This window comes from Aeromonas sp. sif2416, from assembly GCF_019218665.1.
Classification (GTDB): Bacteria; Pseudomonadota; Gammaproteobacteria; order Enterobacterales; family Aeromonadaceae; genus Aeromonas; species Aeromonas encheleia.
This window is the reverse complement of sequence record NZ_JAHUXC010000001.1, coordinates 289,685-308,000: the sequence shown is the minus strand read 5'-3', so window position 1 is coordinate 308,000 and position 18,316 is coordinate 289,685. Positions and strand designations below refer to the sequence as shown.

At 62.0% G+C, this 18,316-nt stretch carries 13 protein-coding genes; 9 read left to right on the top strand and 4 right to left on the bottom strand.

Annotated features, from left to right (window positions below; all coding sequences use genetic code 11):
* Positions 1-147 precede the first annotated feature (147 nt).
* The 8 genes from mnmA (at position 148) to KW821_RS01310 (ending at position 11,974) form a co-directional block, all read left to right on the top strand.
* Positions 148-1,254, top strand: a complete 1,107-nt coding sequence (mnmA, locus tag KW821_RS01345) for a tRNA 2-thiouridine(34) synthase MnmA (protein WP_042653880.1) — start codon at positions 148-150, stop codon at positions 1,252-1,254.
* A gap of 23 nt (positions 1,255-1,277) precedes the next feature.
* Entirely contained in the window at positions 1,278-1,889 is a 612-nt protein-coding gene (gene hflD, locus KW821_RS01340) for a high frequency lysogenization protein HflD (protein WP_042653881.1), read from the top strand.
* A gap of 172 nt (positions 1,890-2,061) precedes the next feature.
* Complete coding sequence (purB, locus tag KW821_RS01335; protein WP_218290027.1) at positions 2,062-3,432, top strand: adenylosuccinate lyase; 1,371 nt, start codon at positions 2,062-2,064, stop codon at positions 3,430-3,432.
* Between the two features lie 182 nt (positions 3,433-3,614).
* A complete protein-coding gene (locus KW821_RS01330; protein WP_218290025.1) occupies positions 3,615-4,745 on the top strand; it encodes a cupin domain-containing protein in 1,131 nt (376 codons plus the stop codon).
* Positions 4,746-5,225: 480 nt separating this feature from the next.
* Positions 5,226-6,638, top strand: coding sequence for a pyruvate kinase PykF (gene pykF / locus KW821_RS01325; RefSeq protein WP_042653884.1), 1,413 nt, complete (start codon positions 5,226-5,228; stop codon positions 6,636-6,638).
* A 149-nt stretch (positions 6,639-6,787) separates the two neighbouring features.
* The gene (mscK, locus tag KW821_RS01320; protein ID WP_218290023.1) at positions 6,788-10,108 is read left to right on the top strand and encodes a mechanosensitive channel MscK; all 3,321 of its coding nucleotides are present in this window, start codon (positions 6,788-6,790) and stop codon (positions 10,106-10,108) included.
* A gap of 131 nt (positions 10,109-10,239) precedes the next feature.
* Complete coding sequence (locus KW821_RS01315) at positions 10,240-10,851, top strand: LysE family translocator (protein ID WP_218290021.1); 612 nt, start codon at positions 10,240-10,242, stop codon at positions 10,849-10,851.
* A gap of 109 nt (positions 10,852-10,960) precedes the next feature.
* On the top strand, positions 10,961-11,974 hold the full coding sequence (locus tag KW821_RS01310; RefSeq protein ID WP_218290019.1) for a beta-propeller fold lactonase family protein: 1,014 nt from the start codon (positions 10,961-10,963) through the stop codon (positions 11,972-11,974).
* A gap of 93 nt (positions 11,975-12,067) precedes the next feature.
* Here the strand turns inward: KW821_RS01310 and KW821_RS01305 are convergent, their stop codons facing one another.
* The 4 genes from KW821_RS01305 to KW821_RS01290 form a co-directional block, all read right to left on the bottom strand.
* A complete protein-coding gene (locus tag KW821_RS01305) occupies positions 12,068-12,643 on the bottom strand; it encodes a YSC84-related protein (protein WP_252994762.1) in 576 nt (191 codons plus the stop codon).
* A 298-nt stretch (positions 12,644-12,941) separates the two neighbouring features.
* Positions 12,942-13,679, bottom strand: a complete 738-nt coding sequence (locus KW821_RS01300; RefSeq protein WP_218290017.1) for a dienelactone hydrolase family protein — start codon at positions 13,677-13,679, stop codon at positions 12,942-12,944.
* A 449-nt stretch (positions 13,680-14,128) separates the two neighbouring features.
* Positions 14,129-15,367, bottom strand: a complete 1,239-nt coding sequence (locus tag KW821_RS01295) for a uracil-xanthine permease family protein (RefSeq protein WP_042653890.1) — start codon at positions 15,365-15,367, stop codon at positions 14,129-14,131.
* A gap of 378 nt (positions 15,368-15,745) precedes the next feature.
* Positions 15,746-17,455: an NAD-dependent malic enzyme gene (locus tag KW821_RS01290; RefSeq protein WP_042653891.1), complete on the bottom strand. Its 1,710-nt coding sequence runs from the start codon at positions 17,453-17,455 to the stop codon at positions 15,746-15,748.
* A 266-nt stretch (positions 17,456-17,721) separates the two neighbouring features.
* Here KW821_RS01290 and KW821_RS01285 point away from each other — a divergent pair, with 266 nt between their 5' ends.
* On the top strand, positions 17,722-18,309 hold the full coding sequence (locus tag KW821_RS01285) for a TMEM175 family protein (RefSeq protein ID WP_218290015.1): 588 nt from the start codon (positions 17,722-17,724) through the stop codon (positions 18,307-18,309).
* The last annotated feature ends 7 nt before the right edge of the window (positions 18,310-18,316 follow it).

The window sequence follows — 18,316 nt, the reverse complement described above, 5'->3', positions numbered from 1 at the left end:
CACCGGTTTGGCACCCGAGGGGCTACAGAGAGAAAAACGATTTCCTGCCGACCTCCTCTTCATGGGGACGCCGGCATGGATATGTGACCGGGGGCGCGAAATTCTGGTAGAATACGCCCCGTTTAAACGAACTGGTAACTTCGACTAATGACAGACAACAGCCAAATCAAGGTGATCGTCGGCATGTCCGGCGGCGTGGATTCTTCCGTCTCGGCCTACCTGCTCCAGCAGCAGGGTTATCAGGTCGAAGGCTTGTTCATGAAGAACTGGGAAGAAGACGACACGGACGAGTATTGCTCTGCCTCCCAGGATTTGGCTGATGCCAAGGCGGTCTGCGACAAGCTGGGCATGAAGCTGCATACCATCAACTTCGCCGCCGAGTACTGGGACAATGTGTTCGAGCACTTCCTGGCGGAGTACAAGGCGGGTCGCACGCCGAACCCGGATATCCTGTGCAACAAGGAGATCAAGTTCAAGGCGTTCCTCGAATTCGCCGCCGAAGAGCTGGGTGCCACCTACATCGCCACCGGCCACTATGTGCGCCGTGACGACAGCACCGGCCGCCCGCGCCTGCTGCGCGGCCTCGATGGCAACAAGGATCAGAGCTACTTCCTCTACACCCTGAGCGAGCAACAAATCGGTCAGAGCCTGTTCCCGGTCGGGGATCTGGAGAAGCCGGAGGTGCGCCGCATCGCCGAGCAGCTCGATCTCGTCACCGCCAAGAAGAAAGACTCCACCGGCATCTGCTTCATCGGCGAGCGCAAGTTCAAGGACTTCCTCGCCAAGTTCCTGCCCGCCCAGCCCGGCCCCATCGAAACCGTGGACGGCAAGGTGATCGGCGAGCACCAGGGCCTGATGTATCACACCCTGGGCCAGCGCAAGGGGCTCGGCATCGGCGGGCGTAAAGACGCTACCGAAGAGGCCTGGTACGTGGTCGACAAAGAGGTGGAACGCAACACCCTGATCGTGGCGCAGGGCGAGCACCCGCGGCTCTACTCCGACGGCCTCATCGCCAGCCAGCTGCACTGGGTGGATCGCACCCCGATCCGCGCGCCGCGCCGCTGCACCGTCAAGACCCGCTACCGCCAGGAAGATATCCCCTGCCTGATCCAGCCCATCGACGACGAGACCATTCGTGTCATCTTCGATGAGAAACAGGCCGCCGTGACCCCGGGGCAATCCGCCGTCTTCTATGACGGGGAAGAGTGCCTGGGCGGTGGCATCATCGAACAGCGTTTCAGCCATTCGGTTTGAATCCTTAACAGAAGGCAGCAGACGTGAGCGACAAATTCCAAGACAGAACTATGGCTTTCGCCGGCATCTGCCAGGCGGCCTATCTGGTACAAAAAGTGGCCCGTGATGGCAGCTGCGATGAAGCCTCCCTGCGCGAGAGCCTGCAAAGCGTGCTGGTGACCAATCCCAAGCAGCCGCTGGAAGTGTTCGGCAGCCACCTCGCCATCCGCGATGGTTACCGCGCCCTGGTGGAGCAGCTTGGCGCCGATGGCAGCCAGAAGAACGCCGAGCTGACCCGCTACGTGGTGAGCCTGATCGCGCTGGAGCGCAAGCTGGCCAAGCGCAAGGACATCCTCAACATGCTGGGGGAGCGGATCGGCCAGATCGGCCGCCAGCAACAGCATTTCGATCTGCTCGACGAGCAGATCCTGGCCAACATGGCGAGCATCTACAGCGATCTCATCAGCCCCATAGGGCCGCGCATCCAGGTGGCGGGCACTCCGCTGTTCCTGCAGCAGCCGCTGGTGCAACACAAGGTGCGCGCCCTGCTGCTGGCGGGCATCCGCGCCGCCGTACTGTGGCGTCAGCTCGGTGGCAGCCGTACCCAGATCATCTTCGCCCGCAAGAAGATGGTGGAACTGGCCAAACGTTTTTAAGAATCGGCTCACGCTCTGTTGTGAGAGGTCGTCAGCAAGGTGAAGAGCAGCACAGGAACCGGAGTTTATGTCGATAAATGAGGATTCCGAGCAGCACATGAGCCTTGATCACGGCATCGCAGCAGGAGCGCGAGTTGATGCGAATCCCCCACACACATCAGGAGTTCACCCCATGGAGCTGTCCGCGCTGACTGCTGTTTCCCCGATTGACGGTCGTTATGGCGACAAGGCCGATGCCCTGCGTCCCATCTTCTCCGAATTCGGTCTGCTGCGTTTTCGCGTCGAAGTCGAGGTTCGCTGGTTGCAGAAACTGGCAAGCCACGCCGGGATCCCGGAAGTCCCTGCCCTGAGCGCGGCCGCCAACGCCCTGCTCGACGGTATCGTCAGCGACTTCAACGAGGCGGACGCCGCCCGCATCAAACAGATCGAGCGCACCACCAACCATGATGTGAAAGCGGTGGAGTACTTCCTGAAAGAGAAGGTGGAAGTGAACCCTGAGCTGGCCGCCGTCAGCGAGTTCATCCACTTCGCCTGCACCTCGGAAGACATCAACAACAACTCCCACGGCCTGATGCTGAAGACCGCCCGCGACCAGGTGATCAAGCCCTATTGCGAGAAGCTGATTAGCGAACTCAAGCGCCTGGCCCATGAGTACCGCGACATGCCGCTGCTGTCGCGCACCCACGGCCAGCCCGCCACCCCGAGCACCATGGGCAAGGAGATGGCCAACGTCGCCTATCGCCTGGAGCGCCAGTTCAAGCAGATCATGGCGGTGGAGATCCTCGGCAAGATCAACGGTGCGGTCGGCAACTACAACGCCCACGTCAGCGCCTATCCGGAAGTGGACTGGCACCAGTTCTCCGAGGAGTTTGTCACTTCGCTCGGCCTGAACTGGAACCCCTACACCACCCAGATCGAGCCCCACGACTACATCGCCGAGCTGTTCGATGCCATGGCCCGCTTCAACACCATACTGATCGACTTCGATCGGGACGTGTGGGGCTACATCTCCCTGGGTCACTTCAAACAGCGCACAGTGGCCGGCGAGATCGGCTCCTCCACCATGCCGCACAAGGTCAACCCCATCGACTTCGAGAACTCCGAAGGCAATCTGGGTCTGGCCAACGCCGTGTTCCAGCATCTGGCGAGCAAACTGCCCATCTCCCGCTGGCAGCGTGACCTCACCGACTCGACCGTGCTGCGCAACCTGGGGGTGGCGGTGGGCTATTCCCTGATCGCCTATCAGGCGACCCTGAAGGGGATCTCCAAGCTGGAAGCCAACGCCGGCGCCATGGCCGCCGATCTGGACGCCAACTGGGAAGTGCTGGCCGAGCCCATCCAGACAGTGATGCGCCGCTACGGCATAGAGAAGCCCTACGAGAAGCTCAAGGAGCTGACCCGTGGTCGCCGCGTCGACGCCGAAGGCATGCGTACCTTCATCGACACCCTCGAATTGCCCGAGGAGGTGAAGGTCGAGCTGAAGAAGCTGACCCCGGCCAACTATATCGGTCAGGCCCAGCGTCTGGTGGATCTGCTGAAGTAAGCCGATAGCCTGATACGACAGGGGCCCTGTGATACGCGCAGGGCCCCTGTTATTTTTGACTGCCACACCGTTTGCCAAGCTTTTTGCCATACATCCATACATAAAGAGGCCTTGCCCAAGGCCGGCAGCTCCCTTGGGCAAGACCTCTCTTAACTTTGTCTGACCTTTTGACGAGAAGAACCATGTACGAACTGAATCTGGATATCGCTCACTTCCTCGAACATTACTGGCAGAAGCGCCCGCTCCTCATCAAGGGCGGCTTCACCGACTTTCAGGATCCCATCAGCCCGGACGAACTGGCGGGTCTGGCCATGGAAGAGACCATAGAATCCCGTCTGGTGACCCGCTTCGACGGCAAGTGGGAGGCGACCCACGGCCCCTTCGAATCCTACGATCACCTGGGGGAAGAGAACTGGACGGTGCTGGTGCAGGCCTGTAACCACTGGGCCCCCGAGGTGCACGAGCTGGCGCTGCCGTTCCAGTTCATCCCGGGCTGGCGCTTTGACGATGTGATGGTGAGCTTCTCCACCCCTCACGGTGGCGTCGGCCCCCACATCGACAACTACGACGTGTTCATCACCCAGGGCCAGGGCAAGCGCCACTGGCGAGTCGGCGAGGCCAACACCCTCAACGAGTTCGCCGCCCACGCCGCCCTGCTGCACTGCGAACCGTTCGACGCCATCATTGACGTCATCATGGAGCCGGGCGACATCCTCTACATCCCGCCTGGATTCCCCCACGAGGGCTACGCCATCGAGCCGTCCCTGAACTTCTCGGTGGGCTTCCGCGCCCCGGATGCCAAGGCGCTGATCTCCTCCTTCGCCGATCACCTGATCGACAACGAGGTGCGCACCGAGCGTTACGGCGATGCGGATCTCAAGCCCCGCCCCCGCCACGGCGAGATCCAGCCCCACGAACTGCACCGTCTGCGCGAGCTGATGCAACAGGCGCTGGACGACGAGACCCTGTTCAAGGAGTGGTTTGGCACCATGATCTCCGAGGCCAAGCACGATCTGGACGTCAATCCGGTGGAGCCTGACTACAGCGCCGAGGAAGTGGCCGATCTGCTGACCCAGGGCGAGCCCGCCATCAAGGTGCCGGGCCTGCGCTCGGTCTGGTTCAGCGGCGACAGCCAGCAGTGCTACATCGACGGCGAAGCCTGGACCCTGCCAAGCGAGGACGCCGCCGCCATATCCCTGCTGTGTGACAAAGACATCATCACCCAGGCCGACATGGTGGAGCTCGCCGATCAGGCTGGCTTCCTGCAACTGCTGACCCGCCTGGTCAACCGCGGTTACTGGTTCTTCGCCTGATTTCGCGACACATGAAAAGCGCCGCTGGTGACAGCGGCGCTTTTTTTTGCCTGATGCTGCTTCCTTTGATGGCGAGACTCGCCATTTGCCCGCGCAATCTGCCATCGGTCACGGCGTACGGTCCGCTATCTCCGCCATCGGCTCACCAGGGGCCGACGCCGCGGCTACACTTGAGGGCGGCTCGGCCAGGGAGCTGCGCTGCCACCCCAAGCCTAGGCACCCTTGCCATCATCCGGCACAGGCCCCGTAGCTTGTCATTTAACAACATCTTGGACGGACGCTGATGCGTCCAACCATAGGAACCGAATGGGTTTAAATATGGGAAACCAATTATTTTAGCCCCTAAAATCAGCTGTGAGCGAAAACGTTATCTTCCAAAATGGGGCGGTTTTAGCTCAAAACGTTGTTTCTGGATCATAAAAAGTATCCAAAAACTGGTGTATATTGCACGGCGGAAACTCCTTAACCATGAAGACTGACATGAAAAAGACCAAAATCGTCTGCACCATAGGTCCCAAGACCGAATCCAAAGAAATGCTGGGCAAAATGCTCGACGCCGGCATGAACGTCATGCGCCTGAACTTCTCTCACGGTGATTACGAAGAGCACGGCACCCGTATCCGCAACCTGCGCGAAGTGATGGCCGCTACCGGCAAGCACGCCGCCATCCTGCTGGATACCAAGGGTCCGGAAATCCGTACCATGAAGCTGGAAGGTGGCAACGATGTCTCTCTGGTCGCCGGCCAGACCTTCACCTTCACCACCGACCAGACTGTTGTTGGCAACAAAGATAAAGTCGCCGTGACCTACGCCGGCTTCGCCAACGACCTGCGCGTCGGCAACCGCATCCTGGTGGATGACGGCCTGATCGGTCTGGACGTCATCGAAATCACCGAGCGCGAAGTCATCTGCAAGGTGCTGAACAACGGTGATCTGGGCGAGAACAAGGGCGTCAACCTGCCGGGCGTCTCCATCAAGCTGCCGGCCCTGGCCGAGAAAGACAAGCGTGACCTGATCTTCGGTTGCGAGCAAGGCGTTGATTTCGTTGCTGCTTCCTTCATTCGCAAGAAAGAAGACGTGCTGGAAATCCGTGAGCACCTGAAGGCTCACGGTGGCGAAGCCATCCAGATCATCTCCAAGATCGAAAACCAGGAAGGCCTGGACAACTTCGATGACATCCTGGCCGTGTCCGATGGCATCATGGTTGCTCGTGGCGACATGGGTGTGGAAATTCCGGTAGAAGAAGTGATCTTCGCCCAGAAGATGATCATCACCAAGTGCAACAAGGCACGTAAAGTGGTCATCACCGCCACCCAGATGCTGGATTCCATGATCAAGAACCCGCGTCCGACCCGCGCCGAAGCCGGTGACGTGGCGAACGCCATCCTGGACGGTACCGACGCAGTCATGCTGTCCGGTGAATCCGCCAAGGGCAAGTACCCGCTGGAAGCCGTGACCATCATGGCCACCATCTGCGAGCGTACCGACGCCGTGATGCCGTCCAACCTGTCTGCTGCCAACGACAGCAACAAGCTGCGCATCACCGAAGCCGTCTGCAAGGGCGCCGTCGAGACCTCCGAGAAGCTGGATGCCCCACTGATCGTGGTTGCCACCGAAGGCGGCAAGTCTGCCAAGGCCATTCGCAAGTACTTCCCGAAAGCCTGGATCCTGGCCATCACCACCAACCAGAAAACCGCAGCCCAGCTGGTCCTGACCAAGGGTGTGGTTGCTCACGTGGTTGACAGCATCGCCTCCACCGACGATTTCTATCGCATCGGTAAAGAAGCGGCGCTGGCCAGCGGCATGGGCCTGAAAGGCGACGTCGTCGTCATGGTTTCCGGTGCCCTGGTACCGAGCGGCACCACCAACACCGCCTCCGTTCACGTACTCTAACCAGTCCTGAACCGATAAAACGGCGCCCTTTGGGCGCCGTTTTTTTTATGCCGCCCCCCTGCTTCGCCTTCCCGGCCGGTGTTAGAATCCACGCGGATTTCCCCCACGAGGGAAACCTCCCAAATTTCGCGTAATAACCCGGAAGTTTTATGCCCTCAACACAGTTCAGAAGAGTCTCGGCCACCCTGTTGCCGCTGCTCTGTTTACTCATCAGCCTCTGCGCCCCGCAAGCCATGGCGCAGGATGTGCCCCAACGCGCCACCGTACAACGGGCGCTCGATGCCCTCGGCAAATCGGATACCCTCACCGTCAGCCAACAGGCCGATCAAAAGTTTCTGACCGATACCCTCAGCCTGCTCGACAACATCGAGAAGGAGCAGGAGAAGGCCAAGGCGCAGACGCAACGGATACGCACCCTCCCCACCGAGATGAAGGAGATAGGTGCCAAGCTCGACGGCCTGACCCAGGGCAAGAGCCAGGAGCAGCTCAAGAGCGAATACGCCAGCATGAGCCTTGCGGAGCTGGACAGCCGCCAGGCCGAGATCATGGCCAACCTGCAGGCCTCCCAGGAGGCCCTCGGCACCATCGGCAGCCAGATCACCAGCCTGCAGACCCTGCCTGAGCGAGCCCAGGCCAACATGAGCCGCGCCTATCAGCGCAGCCAGGAGATCCGCTCCCGCCTGAACTCAGGTGACACTATCAGCAGCGCCGAGAAGATGAAGCTCAATACCGAGCTGGTGTTGCTGGACCTGCAGCTGGCCAACCTGCAGAAGGAGCTGGACAACCGTACCAGCATGCAGGATCTCGCGGTCAAGCAGCGCGATTACCAGAGTGCCCGCCTCGCCAGCGAGGAGCAGAAGCTGCTGGCACTGCAGGAGCAGAGCAGCGCCAAGCGTCTGGGTGACACCGAGAAGGCCGCCGAACAGACCGGTGAGCTGGTGGCCATCGCAGACAATCCGCTGGTGCAAAAAGAGCAGGAACTCAACCACCAGCTCAGCCAGCAACTGATCAGCGCCACCTCCAATCTCAACTCGCTCGCACAGAAAAACCTGCAGGCCAAGAGCTGGCTTGAGCGTGGCACCCAGACCGAGCGCAACCTCAACGAACAGGTGCAGATGCTCAAGGGCAACCTGCTGCTGTCGCGCATCCTCTACCAGCTCTACCAGCAGCTGGAGGCCGCCCCCTCCACCCTGGTGAAGAACCTGGAGGAGCAGATAGCCGATCTGCATCTGGCCCAGTTCGAGTTGAGCCAGCAACGGGATCAGCTGTTCCAGAAGACCCAGTATCTGGATAACCTGGTAGCCAGCAGCAGCGAGCCGGTCAGCGAAGAGGACAAGGCCAGCCTGGCCAAGCTGCTCGACACCCGCATCAGCCTGCTCGATCAGCTCAACCGCCAGCTCGACAGCCAGCTGACCAACGCCATCAGCCTGCAGCTGACCCAGCAGCAGCTGACCCGGGTCTATGCCTCCATCGAGTTCACCCTGCAACAACACATCTTCTGGGTCAGCAGCAACAAGCCCATCGATGGCAAGTGGTTCATCAACTGGCCTGCCCAGGCCTACAAGCAAGCCTCCGACTGGGTACTCAAGCCCGACTGGAGTGGCTGGGGCGAGATGCTGTTGCCGGTCTCCCTGCTCGCCTTCCCGCTGCTGCTGGTCGGCGGTCTGCTGCTGTGGAAGCGGCCGACCTTCCTCAAGCGCCAGCAGGCGATCACCAAGGATCTCGGCCGTTTCCGCCAGGACAGCCAGTGGCACACCCCGCGCGCCCTGCTCTACACAGTGCTGCAGCGCCTGCCGGGCAGCCTCTTCATCCTGGCCGCCGGCCTTTGGCTCACCTACTGTGGTCTGCTGAGCCCCAAGCTCATCTTCCAGATCACCCTGAACCTGGCGCTCGGCTATCTGGTGTTCAGCGTCTACCTGTCGGTGATGCGACCCGGTGGCCTCGGCGAGACCCACTTCCGCCTGCCGAGGGCCGAGCTGCAGGCCAAGCGCAACAGCATGCGTTACCTCTGGCTGCCGCTGCTGCCGCTCATCATGCTGTCAACCAAGGCGGTGGTTGAACCCTCCTCCCTGGGCAATGACGTGATAGGACAGGCGCTGACCATGCTGCTGCTCGGTCTGACCGCCTACCTGGTGCTGCCCATCTCCCGCGCCCGCATCAAGGGCGAGGCCAGTATGGTGCAGACCCTGACGGCGGTCGCCCTGGCGCTGGCCCCATTGGCACTCATGGTGCTGGCGGCGCTGGGTTACTACTACACGGCCCTGAAGCTGACCGGCCGGCTGATCGAATCCTTCTACCTCATCATCATCTGGGGCCTGGTCTACCGCACCGCCCTGCGCGGCCTGGAGCTGGCGGCCCGCCGCCTGGCCTATCGCCGCGCCGTCGCCAAGCGGGAACACAGATCCCAGGAAGATGCGGAAGGGGGCGAGGCTATCGAAGAGCAGCCCATGGATCTGGAGGATGCCAGCCAGCAGTCCCTGCGCCTGACCCGGATCATGCTGCTGCTGGTGTTCGGCGTCGCCTTCTACTGGCTCTGGTCCGATCTGGTCGCGGTCTTCACCTACCTCGACAGCGTGGTGCTGTGGCACAAGAGCGAGGGCACCGGCGCCAATGCGGTGCTCTATCCCATCAGCCTGAGTGATGTGCTGACCGGCCTGTTCCTGTTCGGGGCGGCCCTGTCGCTGGCCCGCAACCTGCCCGGCCTGCTGGAGGTGCTGGTGCTCTCCAAGCTGCGCCTCGCCCAGGGCACCGCCTACGCCTTCACCACCATGCTCAACTATGTGTTGATCGGGGTGGGCTCGCTCACGGCGCTGGCCATGCTGGGGGTCCAGTGGGAGAAGCTGCAGTGGCTGGCCGCGGGTCTCTCGGTCGGTATCGGCTTTGGCATGCAGCAGATCGTCTCCAACTTCATCTCCGGCATCATCATCTTGTTCGAGCGTCCGGTCCGGATCGGCGACACCGTCACCATCGGCACCATCTCGGGGACAGTCAACAAGATCCGCATCCGCTCGACCACCCTCACCGACTTCGACCGCAAGGAGGTGATCATCCCGAACCAGCAGTTGATGATAGAGCGGCTGGTCAACTGGTCCCTGTCCGACACCGTCACCCGGGTCATCGCCCGGGTCGGGGTGGCCTATGGCTCGGATCTGGAGCTGACCCGCAAGCTGCTGATGCAGGCGGCCATGGAGAACAGCCGGGTACTGAAAGATCCGGCCCCCATCGTCTACTTCCTCACCTTCGGCCCCAGCACCCTGGATCACGAGCTGCGCTTCTTCGTGAGTGAGCTCGGCGATCGCAACCCGGCCATCGATGAGCTGAACCGCAAGATAGACCTGCTGTTCCGCGAGCACGGCATCGACATCGCGTTCAACCAGATGGACGTCTACATCAAGAACATGAAGGGGGACGAGCAGAAGGTGGAATCCCACCGGAGCCTGCCACCGGCAAGCGACGGCAACCCCGCCTGATCCCGACCTCCTGCACATGCAAACAGGCTCCTCAACGGAGCCTGTTTTTTTACCTGGACGGCCGGGCTTGAAAGCGGGAGGGAACCCCCAATATAGAGAGGACTATGGACGGTTATCGCACGAGGATCGCAATGGACTATCTCTACGCCGTGGTGCTGTTTGCCATCTCGGCATCGGTCACCCCGGGGCCGAACAACATCATGGTGATGAGTGCCGGGGCCAACTTTGGGATCAGGCGGAGCCTGCCGCTGCTCGCCGGGATCTGCGTCGGCTTTACCCTGATGTTGTTGCTGGTCGGGCTGGGCTTCGGCCAGCTGTTCAGCCTCTTCCCCGGATTGCACCTGATCATCAAGTGGGTGGGCACCCTCTACCTGCTCTATCTGGCTTGGCTGATCGCCCGCTCGGCGGATGAGATCACGGGGCAGCCCGCGGCCCGCCCCCTCGGCTTTCTCAAGGGGGCCCTGTTCCAGTGGGTCAATGCCAAGGCCTGGGTGGTCGCCACCGGCGCCATCGCCGCCTTCACCAGCGTCGGTGCCGACTTCTACCAGCAGAACCTGACCATAGCCCTGACCTTCTTCGTCGTCTCCTTCCCCAGCGTCGGACTCTGGCTGCTGTTTGGCTCCCTGCTCAAGCGCTGGCTGACCAGCACGCTCGCCCGCCGCCGCTTCAACCATGCCATGGCAGCCTTGCTGGCCCTGTCGGTTGCCCCCGTCATGTACGAGCTGCTGAGCCCGCCGGGCTGAGCGGCACAGGCCCTGTGGATGCGGGGCCCCATACGTGCGACCATCCCTCCAGACCCCTTTCCCCGTGACGGGTGGCCGACGCGGGCCCCCTCACTTTCAGGAGCGAGCAATGCAGCAAGTCGTTTATGTCGCCAACCCGGTCAGCGGGTTGATCCATGTCTTTCAGCTGCAGGACAATGAGCTGGTCCCGCTGCAAGAAGTCCAGACCGGGGGTGAAGTGCAGCCGCTGGTCATCAGCCCGGACAAGCGCTGGCTCTATGCCGGTGTGCGCCCCGACTTCAGGGTGCTGAGCTACCCCATAGCGACGGACGGCCGGCTCGGGACGCCCGCCTCGGCGCCGCTCTCGGGCAGCGCCTCCCACACCTGCACCGACGCACGGGGCAAGCTGTTCTTCGCCGCCTCCTACGCCTTCAACCACGTCAGCGTCTCGCGCATGGACGTCGCCGGCCGGGTGCTGGCGCCCCATCAGCGCATCGATCAGCTGATGGCCGCCCACTCGGTGACCCTGCTGCACGACAAGCAAGGCCATCAAGAGCTGCTGGTCGCCTGCCTGAAGGACGACGCCATCCGCCGCTTCGCCCTGGACGACCAGGACAGGCTGAGCCCCCATCCGCAAGGCGACCTCCATACCGCCGCCGGTGCCGGGCCGCGCCATCTGGCGCAGCACCCGACCAATGGCGATCTCTACTGCCTGAACGAGCTCGACTGCACCCTCAACCGCTATCACCGGGAGCCGGATGGCCGCATCAGTGCGCGGGAGAGCCTGGACATCATGCCGGCAGGCTATGAAGGGGAGCGTTGGGGGGCGGATATCCACCTCAGCCCAGACGGGCGTTTTCTCTATACCAGCGAGCGCGCCAGCAGCCTGCTGACCCTGTTCGGGATCGACGAAGGAGACGGCACCCTGACCCTGCTCGACCACTTCCCGACCGAATCCTGCCCCCGCGGTTTTGCCATCGACCACAGCGGCCACTACCTTATCGCCGCCGGGCAGACGTCCCACAGCCTGGCCGTGCACCGCATCGCGGCACAGACGGGCCAGCTCAGCCTCTCAACCCGTCAACCCGTGGGGGAAGGGGCCATGTGGGTGAGAGTGTTGGTGCTGGAGGGCGAAGCCCGCTAAGGGCGTCTGTCGAGAGGGAATAGAGAGCCATGAATGACAAGGCGCGGTGCTCGTTGGAGCACCGCGCCTTCGTTGTATCAAGCCGAGCGGAGATTATTTGGTGCCGTTGAGCTCATCATCCGGCCAGTACTTGTAACCCTGCATGGTGGCCTGCACCGCGACCCCCTTCTCGGTGAGCTGATACATCTTCACCTTCTGGAAATCGGCGTTGGCCGCCTCGCTGACTACCACCTTGCCATCGTTGGCCGATTTGGCGGCCATGTCCGCCTGGGCGCTGGCATCGAAGCCGGTGGTGATGAAGCGATCCAGTGCGGCGGTATCGTTGAAGATGATCACGGCTTGGAATTTCTTGATCCCCATGCCGATCCCCATCCCGGCAGTCGCCATCTTCATATAGGTGTCACGACCGGTGCGGTTGTCACGCAGTACGCCATAGCCACTCCCCGCGCTGAGCACCAGCAGGTTATTGTTCACATTGTTAAAGACGGCATAGCCCTTGGATCTTGCCACTTCCTGTCTGATGTTCGGATTCTGCCCATACAGCGTGGACAGCGTCTGTTGACGCATCTGCTGAATGTTGCTGCGCTGCTCGGCAGGGTTGTCTCCCTTGGCACAACCCACCAGCAGCAATATGATGAAAATCGGGCTCCATAGACGCAAGTCACGCATGTCATTACTCCTTTGTATGTAACTACGGGGATGAGGCTGTCATACGTTACACAGTCCCTCTCCCGTTCCAGGGCAAGTCAGAGGCAATCCCAGTGACCCACTAGTGGTTCTCACAGTCCAGCGCCCAATGGGCTCTCACCGGATACAAGTACCTCATTGGGTCAGTATAACCAGCTTCCACTGAACTTCTGCTGACCCGCCCGCCGGCACCCAGGCGGGCGGGCGCGACAAATCGACACAGATACAAGGTGTTAGTGGCATGGATGCCCAATCTGGCCCTGCCTGCCACCGGCCGCCCCTACCCCTTGGTCACCTCGCCGAGAAACTCGGTGAAGCGCTGCCAGGATTTGGCATCGGCATCGGCGCGGTAATTCTCCGAGCCGAACACGCTGAAGGCGTGGGGGGCCCCGCCGTAGCTGATGGCCTCATGCTTGATACCCGCGATCTCCAGCTCGGAGATGAGCCCGGCAAACTGGCCAAGCGACACCGCCTGATCCGCGCTGCCATGCTGGATCAGCAGGCTCGCCTTGGTCTGCTTGTAGTCCTGGCCGGCCGGCGTCTCCAGCCCGCCGTGCACGCTCACCACCCCCTTGAGATCGGCGCCGCTGCGGGCCAGCTCCAGCACAGCCGCCCCGCCGAAGCAGTAACCGAGCGCCACAGTGTTATCGAGCCGCCCGCCCAGCTTGCCCGCCTCCGCCAACGCCCCCGCCAGCAGCTTGCGCATCCTCGGCCTGTCCTGATAGAGAGCCCCGGTGAGCTTCTTCTTCTCTTCCATGGCCGCCGGCCGCACTCCGACCCCGTACAGGTCCACCGCAAACACGCTGTAGCCGAGCGCCGCCAGCATCTCGGCCCGCTTGACCTCATAGTCCGTCAGACCGTCCCAGTCATGCACCAGCAGCACCAGCGGCGCCTTGGGGCCGGCGGCCAGGTAGTAGCCCTCGAATGACTGGCCATCTATGTCGTAACGCACCGCGCCAGCCTGACTGGCCCCACTCCATATCAGCCCGAGCAGGGCCAGGATCCATGCCTTCTTCATCGCCATCTCCTCGATCGTGAACGACGCCCATGATTGTAGTCGCCAGGATCCAGGGCCGCGCATCGGGACTCCAGCGTTGCCCTCTTGCGGCAGACCACCGAACAGAAAGAAGCCGGATTGGATGAAACCGAGCCAAAAAAAGAGAGGCCACCCTAAGGTGGCCTCTTGGTTGCTAACCCTTGGCGAGACGCCGTCGCTTAATCCTGGGCGGCGTCCATCACGCCCTCTTCGGAGTGAGCAGGCAGGATCAGGTTGAGCAGGAATAGAGAGAGGCCACCCTAAGGTGGCCTCTTGGTTGCTAACCCTTGGCGAGACGCCGTCGCTTAATCCTTGGCTGCGTCCATCACACCCTCTTCGGAGTGCGCGGGCAGGATCAGGTTGAGCAGGAATAGAGAGAGGCCACCCTAAGGTGGCCTCTTGGTTGCTAACCCTTGGCGAGACGCCGTCGCTTAATCTTTGGCGGCGTCCATCACGCCCTCTTCGGAGTGCGCGGGCAGGATCAGGTTGAGCAGGATCGCGGCCACCGAGGCCAAACCCACGCCAGCCAGGGCGAAGTCACCTATCTTCATCTCCAGCGCACCGACACCCACGGTCAGGGTCACGGCGACGATGGCGATGTTGCGGGCGAGGCCCAGATCCACCTTGGACTCCACCAGCGTCTTGAGGCCGATGGCGGCGATGGATCCGAACAGCAGCAGCATGATGCCGCCCATCACCGGCATGGGGATGGAGGTGAGCAGGGCGTTGAACTTGCCGAAGAAGGCCAGGATCACGGCGAACACCGCGGCCCAGGTCATGGTGACCGGGTTGAAGTTGCGGGTGATCATCACGGCGCCTGTCACTTCGGCGTAGGTGGTGACGGGCGGGCCACCGATGAAGCCGGCGAAGCAGACCCCGATGCCGTCACCGGCCAGGGTGCGGTGCAGGCCCGGATTCTTGGTGTAGTCCTGCCCGGTCACACCACCGATGGCGAGCACGCCACCTATGTGTTCGATGCAGGGGGCGATGGCCACCGGCAGCATGAACAGGGCGGCGGCCCAGTTGATCTCCGGGGTCTCGAAGTGAGGCAGCGCCAGCCAGGGGGCGTTGGCCATGCCCTCGAAGCTCACCTGGCCCATCAGCACCGCGGCCACATAACCGGCGATGACGCCGGAGAGGATGGGGATGAGCTTGATCCAGCCCTTGCAGAACACGGCCGCGATCAGGGTCACCGCCAGGGAGATCCCCGCCAGGGTCAGCGCGGTGGCAGGCGCCACCACCTGCTCACCTCCGGCCCGGCCCATCGCCATGTTGCAGGCGACCTGGGCGACCGACAGACCGATCACCATGATCACCGGGCCAATCACCACGGGCGGCAGCAGCTTGTGCACGAAGCCCATGCCCCGCACGCGGATCAGCGCCGCCAGGATGAAGTACATGAAGCCGGCGGCAAACAGGCCGAACATGGTGGACGGCAGTCCCCAGGTCTGGGTAGCGTAGATGATGGGGGCGATGAAGGCGAAGCTGGAGCCGAGGAAGATCGGCACCTGACGACGGGTGCAGAGCTGGAACAGCAGGGTGCCTACACCGGCGCCAAGCAGGGCCATGGAGGGGTTCAATCCGGTGAGCAGGGGCACCAGAACCATGGCACCGAAGGCAACAAACAGAATTTGCAGCCCGGCGACACTTTGCTTGACCAAGGAAAACATGGGTGTCCTTAATTTTTTGATGACTGACAGGAATAATTGACACTTTTCAGTCATCACAACACATTTTCAAGGCGTGAAATGCGCAACAAGGCGTCATTTGTTACCTTTTACTGCTTGGAGAGGGCATGAAACTGGCTTTTTAGGCGGGATTCGTTGCTACAAGCATCGAATACGCGATTTTACGCACTTTTATGGTCGGCGCCAAACGTTTTTCCAACTCCGCTTATTGATTAGGGCGGCAACGGGTTCAGATATTGAACGCCGACCCGAACTTTTGCCGACAGGGCCAAGCGAGACAAGGGATGGCGGGCCCTGGCGAACCGCAACGAAAGAGGGGATGGCTAGGCCATCCCCTCTTCTCGTCAACGCCTTACCCGATCAGACCCGGCGATAGGGCAGATAGAGCGGCTCCCACATGTGGCTCAGGATGTGCTGCTGCAGATCCTGACCGATCAGCGGGTGGGATGGATCCCGGCGCACTATGTCTTTGAGCACGGCGGTCGCCACGTGCACCGAGATGCTGCGCAGCTCGCGGATCCGTGGATAGACCGAGCCCTGCGCCAGATCGGCCTCGCTCACGCACTCCGCCAGGGCGAAGGCGGCGGTGGTGAAGATGTCGGGGCTGATCTCGCGGATCTGGCTGACGATGGCGGCCAGGCCCACGCCGGGGAAGATGAAGACGTTGTTGCCCTGGCCGATGCGGTAATCCCGCCCCTCGTGGTGCACGTCCTTGAACGGGCTGCCGGTGGCGACGATGGCGCGGCCCTGGCTCCAGCGGTAGATGTCTTCCGGCAACGCCTCGCAGTTGGCGGTCGGGTTGGAGAGCGGGAACACCATGGGGCGATCGCAGTGCTCCAGCATCAGCTGGATGTGCTGCTCCTGGAAGGCCCCACCCGCCCCGCTGGTACCCAGCAGCACGGTGATGGGCACATGGCGCAGCACCTCGGTCAGGCCGGCCTTGCCCTGCAGGTCCCACTGCGCCAGCAGCAGGCCAGGCTTGGCGTAGCGCCGCTTGTATTCGTCCAGCCCCTCACGGTTGTCACACACCAGCCCCTGGGTATCCAGGATATAGATGCGATCCCGCGCCGCCTGCGGATCCAGCCCCTCGCGGATCATGCCCGCACAGATCTGATCCGCCACCCCAACCCCACCGGCACCGGCGCCATAGACCAGGTAGTTCTGCTGGCCCAGGCTCTCGCCCTTGGCCTTGACCGCCCCTATGATGCCCGCCAGCACCACGGCCCCGGTGCCCTGAATGTCGTCGTTGAACGAGGGCAGCGCCTGCTGGTAGCGGGACAGGTTGTTGAAGGCGTTGGACTTGCTGAAGTCCTCCCACTGCAGCACGGCATTGGGGAAGTGGCGCTTGACCCCGGCCACGAACTTGTCGATGAAGTCGTCATACTCCTTGCCGCGAATGCGGCGATGGGGCTGGCCGAGATACATGGGATCGTCGAGCAGGGTCTGATTGTCGGTGCCCACGTCCAGCGCTATGGGCAGGCAGCAGGCGGGGTGGATGCCGGCCGCCAGGGTATAGAGGGAGAGCTTGCCGATGGGAATGCCCATGCCGCCCACCCCCTGATCGCCGATCCCCAGTATGCCCTGGCTGTCGGTCACCACTATGATGCGCACCGACTTGCTGTCCACGTGACGGGCCAGGGAGCCCATGTCATCGACGTTTTTCGGGGTGATGTAGAGGCCGCGCGCCTTCTGGTAGCGGTGGCTGAACTCCTGGCACGCCTTGCCCACGGTCGGGGTGTAGATGATGGGGGTCATCTCCTCCACGTGACGGGAGAGCAGGGCGTAGAACAGGGTCTCGTTGCGATCCTGCAGGGCGCGCAGGTTCTGATACTTCTCGATGTCGCTGCAGGCGCTCAGGAAGCCCTGATAGACCCGATCCAGCTGGGCCTCGAAGGTCTGCACCTGGGGCGGCAGCAGGCCGTCGAGCTCGAAGTCGGCCCGCTCCTGTTCGGTAAAGGCGGTGCCCTTGTTGAGATTGCGATCGTTGAGCAGATCGGTGCCAGTCAGTGCAACGGGGCGAAAGTCCTCTCCCTGTGCGTCTTTCCACAGCAGATATTGTCCGGTAGCCATAGTCGTTCTCTTTGATACGTGGGAAGTGCCATTGCGGCGAAGAAGCGAGACACATAATGAAATCAATCATATAACTTTTGCCTTACCCATTTTGTGAAGCCGGGCATAAAGTCGCCCACCCCGGCCCTCTCCCCCGACCCACAGACCTCCTCCCTGCCAATCCCCCTGCCTGTGGCTAAGCTAACCCATGGACAAGCTGCCGCCCGTTATTCGGCTTGCCGAGCCGGCCACACGCCACCAGAGTTTCTGACTCAAGGAAGGTCATCATGGGAAGCAATCGACTGGAAGCCTTCAGCGATGGGGTCATCGCCATCTTGATCACCATCATGGTGCTGGAGCTCAAGGTGCCCCACGACGCCAACTGGCAGGCACTCACCCCGCTGCTGCCGGTGTTCCTGAGCTATGTCCTCAGCTTCATCTACCTGGGTATCTACTGGAACAACCATCACCACATGCTGCACACCTGCCGCCAGATCACCGGCCCCATCCTCTGGGCCAATCTGCACCTGCTGTTCTGGCTCTCCCTGATCCCCTTTGCCACCGGCTGGATGGGGGAGAACCACTTCGCCAGCCTGCCGACGGCCCTCTATGGCCTGGTACTCTTGATGGCCGCCATCGCCTACTTCCTGCTGCAGGCGCTGATCATCCGCTCTCAGGGGCCGCACTCACTGCTCAAGCGGGCGCTCGGCACTGACTGGAAGGGCAAGATCTCTCCCCTGCTCTATTTCAGCGCCATCCTGGCCGCCTTCTGGGCCCAGTGGTTGTCCCAGCTTATCTATGTGCTGGCCGCCCTGATCTGGTTGGTACCGGATAGCCGCATCGAGCACATCCTGGCCGAGCATGAGGCCGACTAGCTCTCTC

What these genes read in the sequence shown, in the direction of transcription:
- mnmA (WP_042653880.1), top strand. Translation starts at nt 148, where the DNA reads ATGACAGACAACAGCCAAATCAAGGTGATCGTCGGCATGTCCGGCGGC.
- purB (WP_218290027.1), top strand. Translation starts at nt 2,062, where the DNA reads ATGGAGCTGTCCGCGCTGACTGCTGTTTCCCCGATTGACGGTCGTTAT.
- KW821_RS01330 (WP_218290025.1), top strand. Translation starts at nt 3,615, where the DNA reads ATGTACGAACTGAATCTGGATATCGCTCACTTCCTCGAACATTACTGG.
- pykF (WP_042653884.1), top strand. Translation starts at nt 5,226, where the DNA reads ATGAAAAAGACCAAAATCGTCTGCACCATAGGTCCCAAGACCGAATCC.
- mscK (WP_218290023.1), top strand. Translation starts at nt 6,788, where the DNA reads ATGCCCTCAACACAGTTCAGAAGAGTCTCGGCCACCCTGTTGCCGCTG.
- KW821_RS01315 (WP_218290021.1), top strand. Translation starts at nt 10,240, where the DNA reads ATGGACTATCTCTACGCCGTGGTGCTGTTTGCCATCTCGGCATCGGTC.
- KW821_RS01310 (WP_218290019.1), top strand. Translation starts at nt 10,961, where the DNA reads ATGCAGCAAGTCGTTTATGTCGCCAACCCGGTCAGCGGGTTGATCCAT.
- KW821_RS01305 (WP_252994762.1), bottom strand. Translation starts at nt 12,643, where the DNA reads ATGCGTGACTTGCGTCTATGGAGCCCGATTTTCATCATATTGCTGCTG.
- KW821_RS01300 (WP_218290017.1), bottom strand. Translation starts at nt 13,679, where the DNA reads ATGAAGAAGGCATGGATCCTGGCCCTGCTCGGGCTGATATGGAGTGGG.
- KW821_RS01295 (WP_042653890.1), bottom strand. Translation starts at nt 15,367, where the DNA reads ATGTTTTCCTTGGTCAAGCAAAGTGTCGCCGGGCTGCAAATTCTGTTT.
- KW821_RS01290 (WP_042653891.1), bottom strand. Translation starts at nt 17,455, where the DNA reads ATGGCTACCGGACAATATCTGCTGTGGAAAGACGCACAGGGAGAGGAC.
- KW821_RS01285 (WP_218290015.1), top strand. Translation starts at nt 17,722, where the DNA reads ATGGGAAGCAATCGACTGGAAGCCTTCAGCGATGGGGTCATCGCCATC.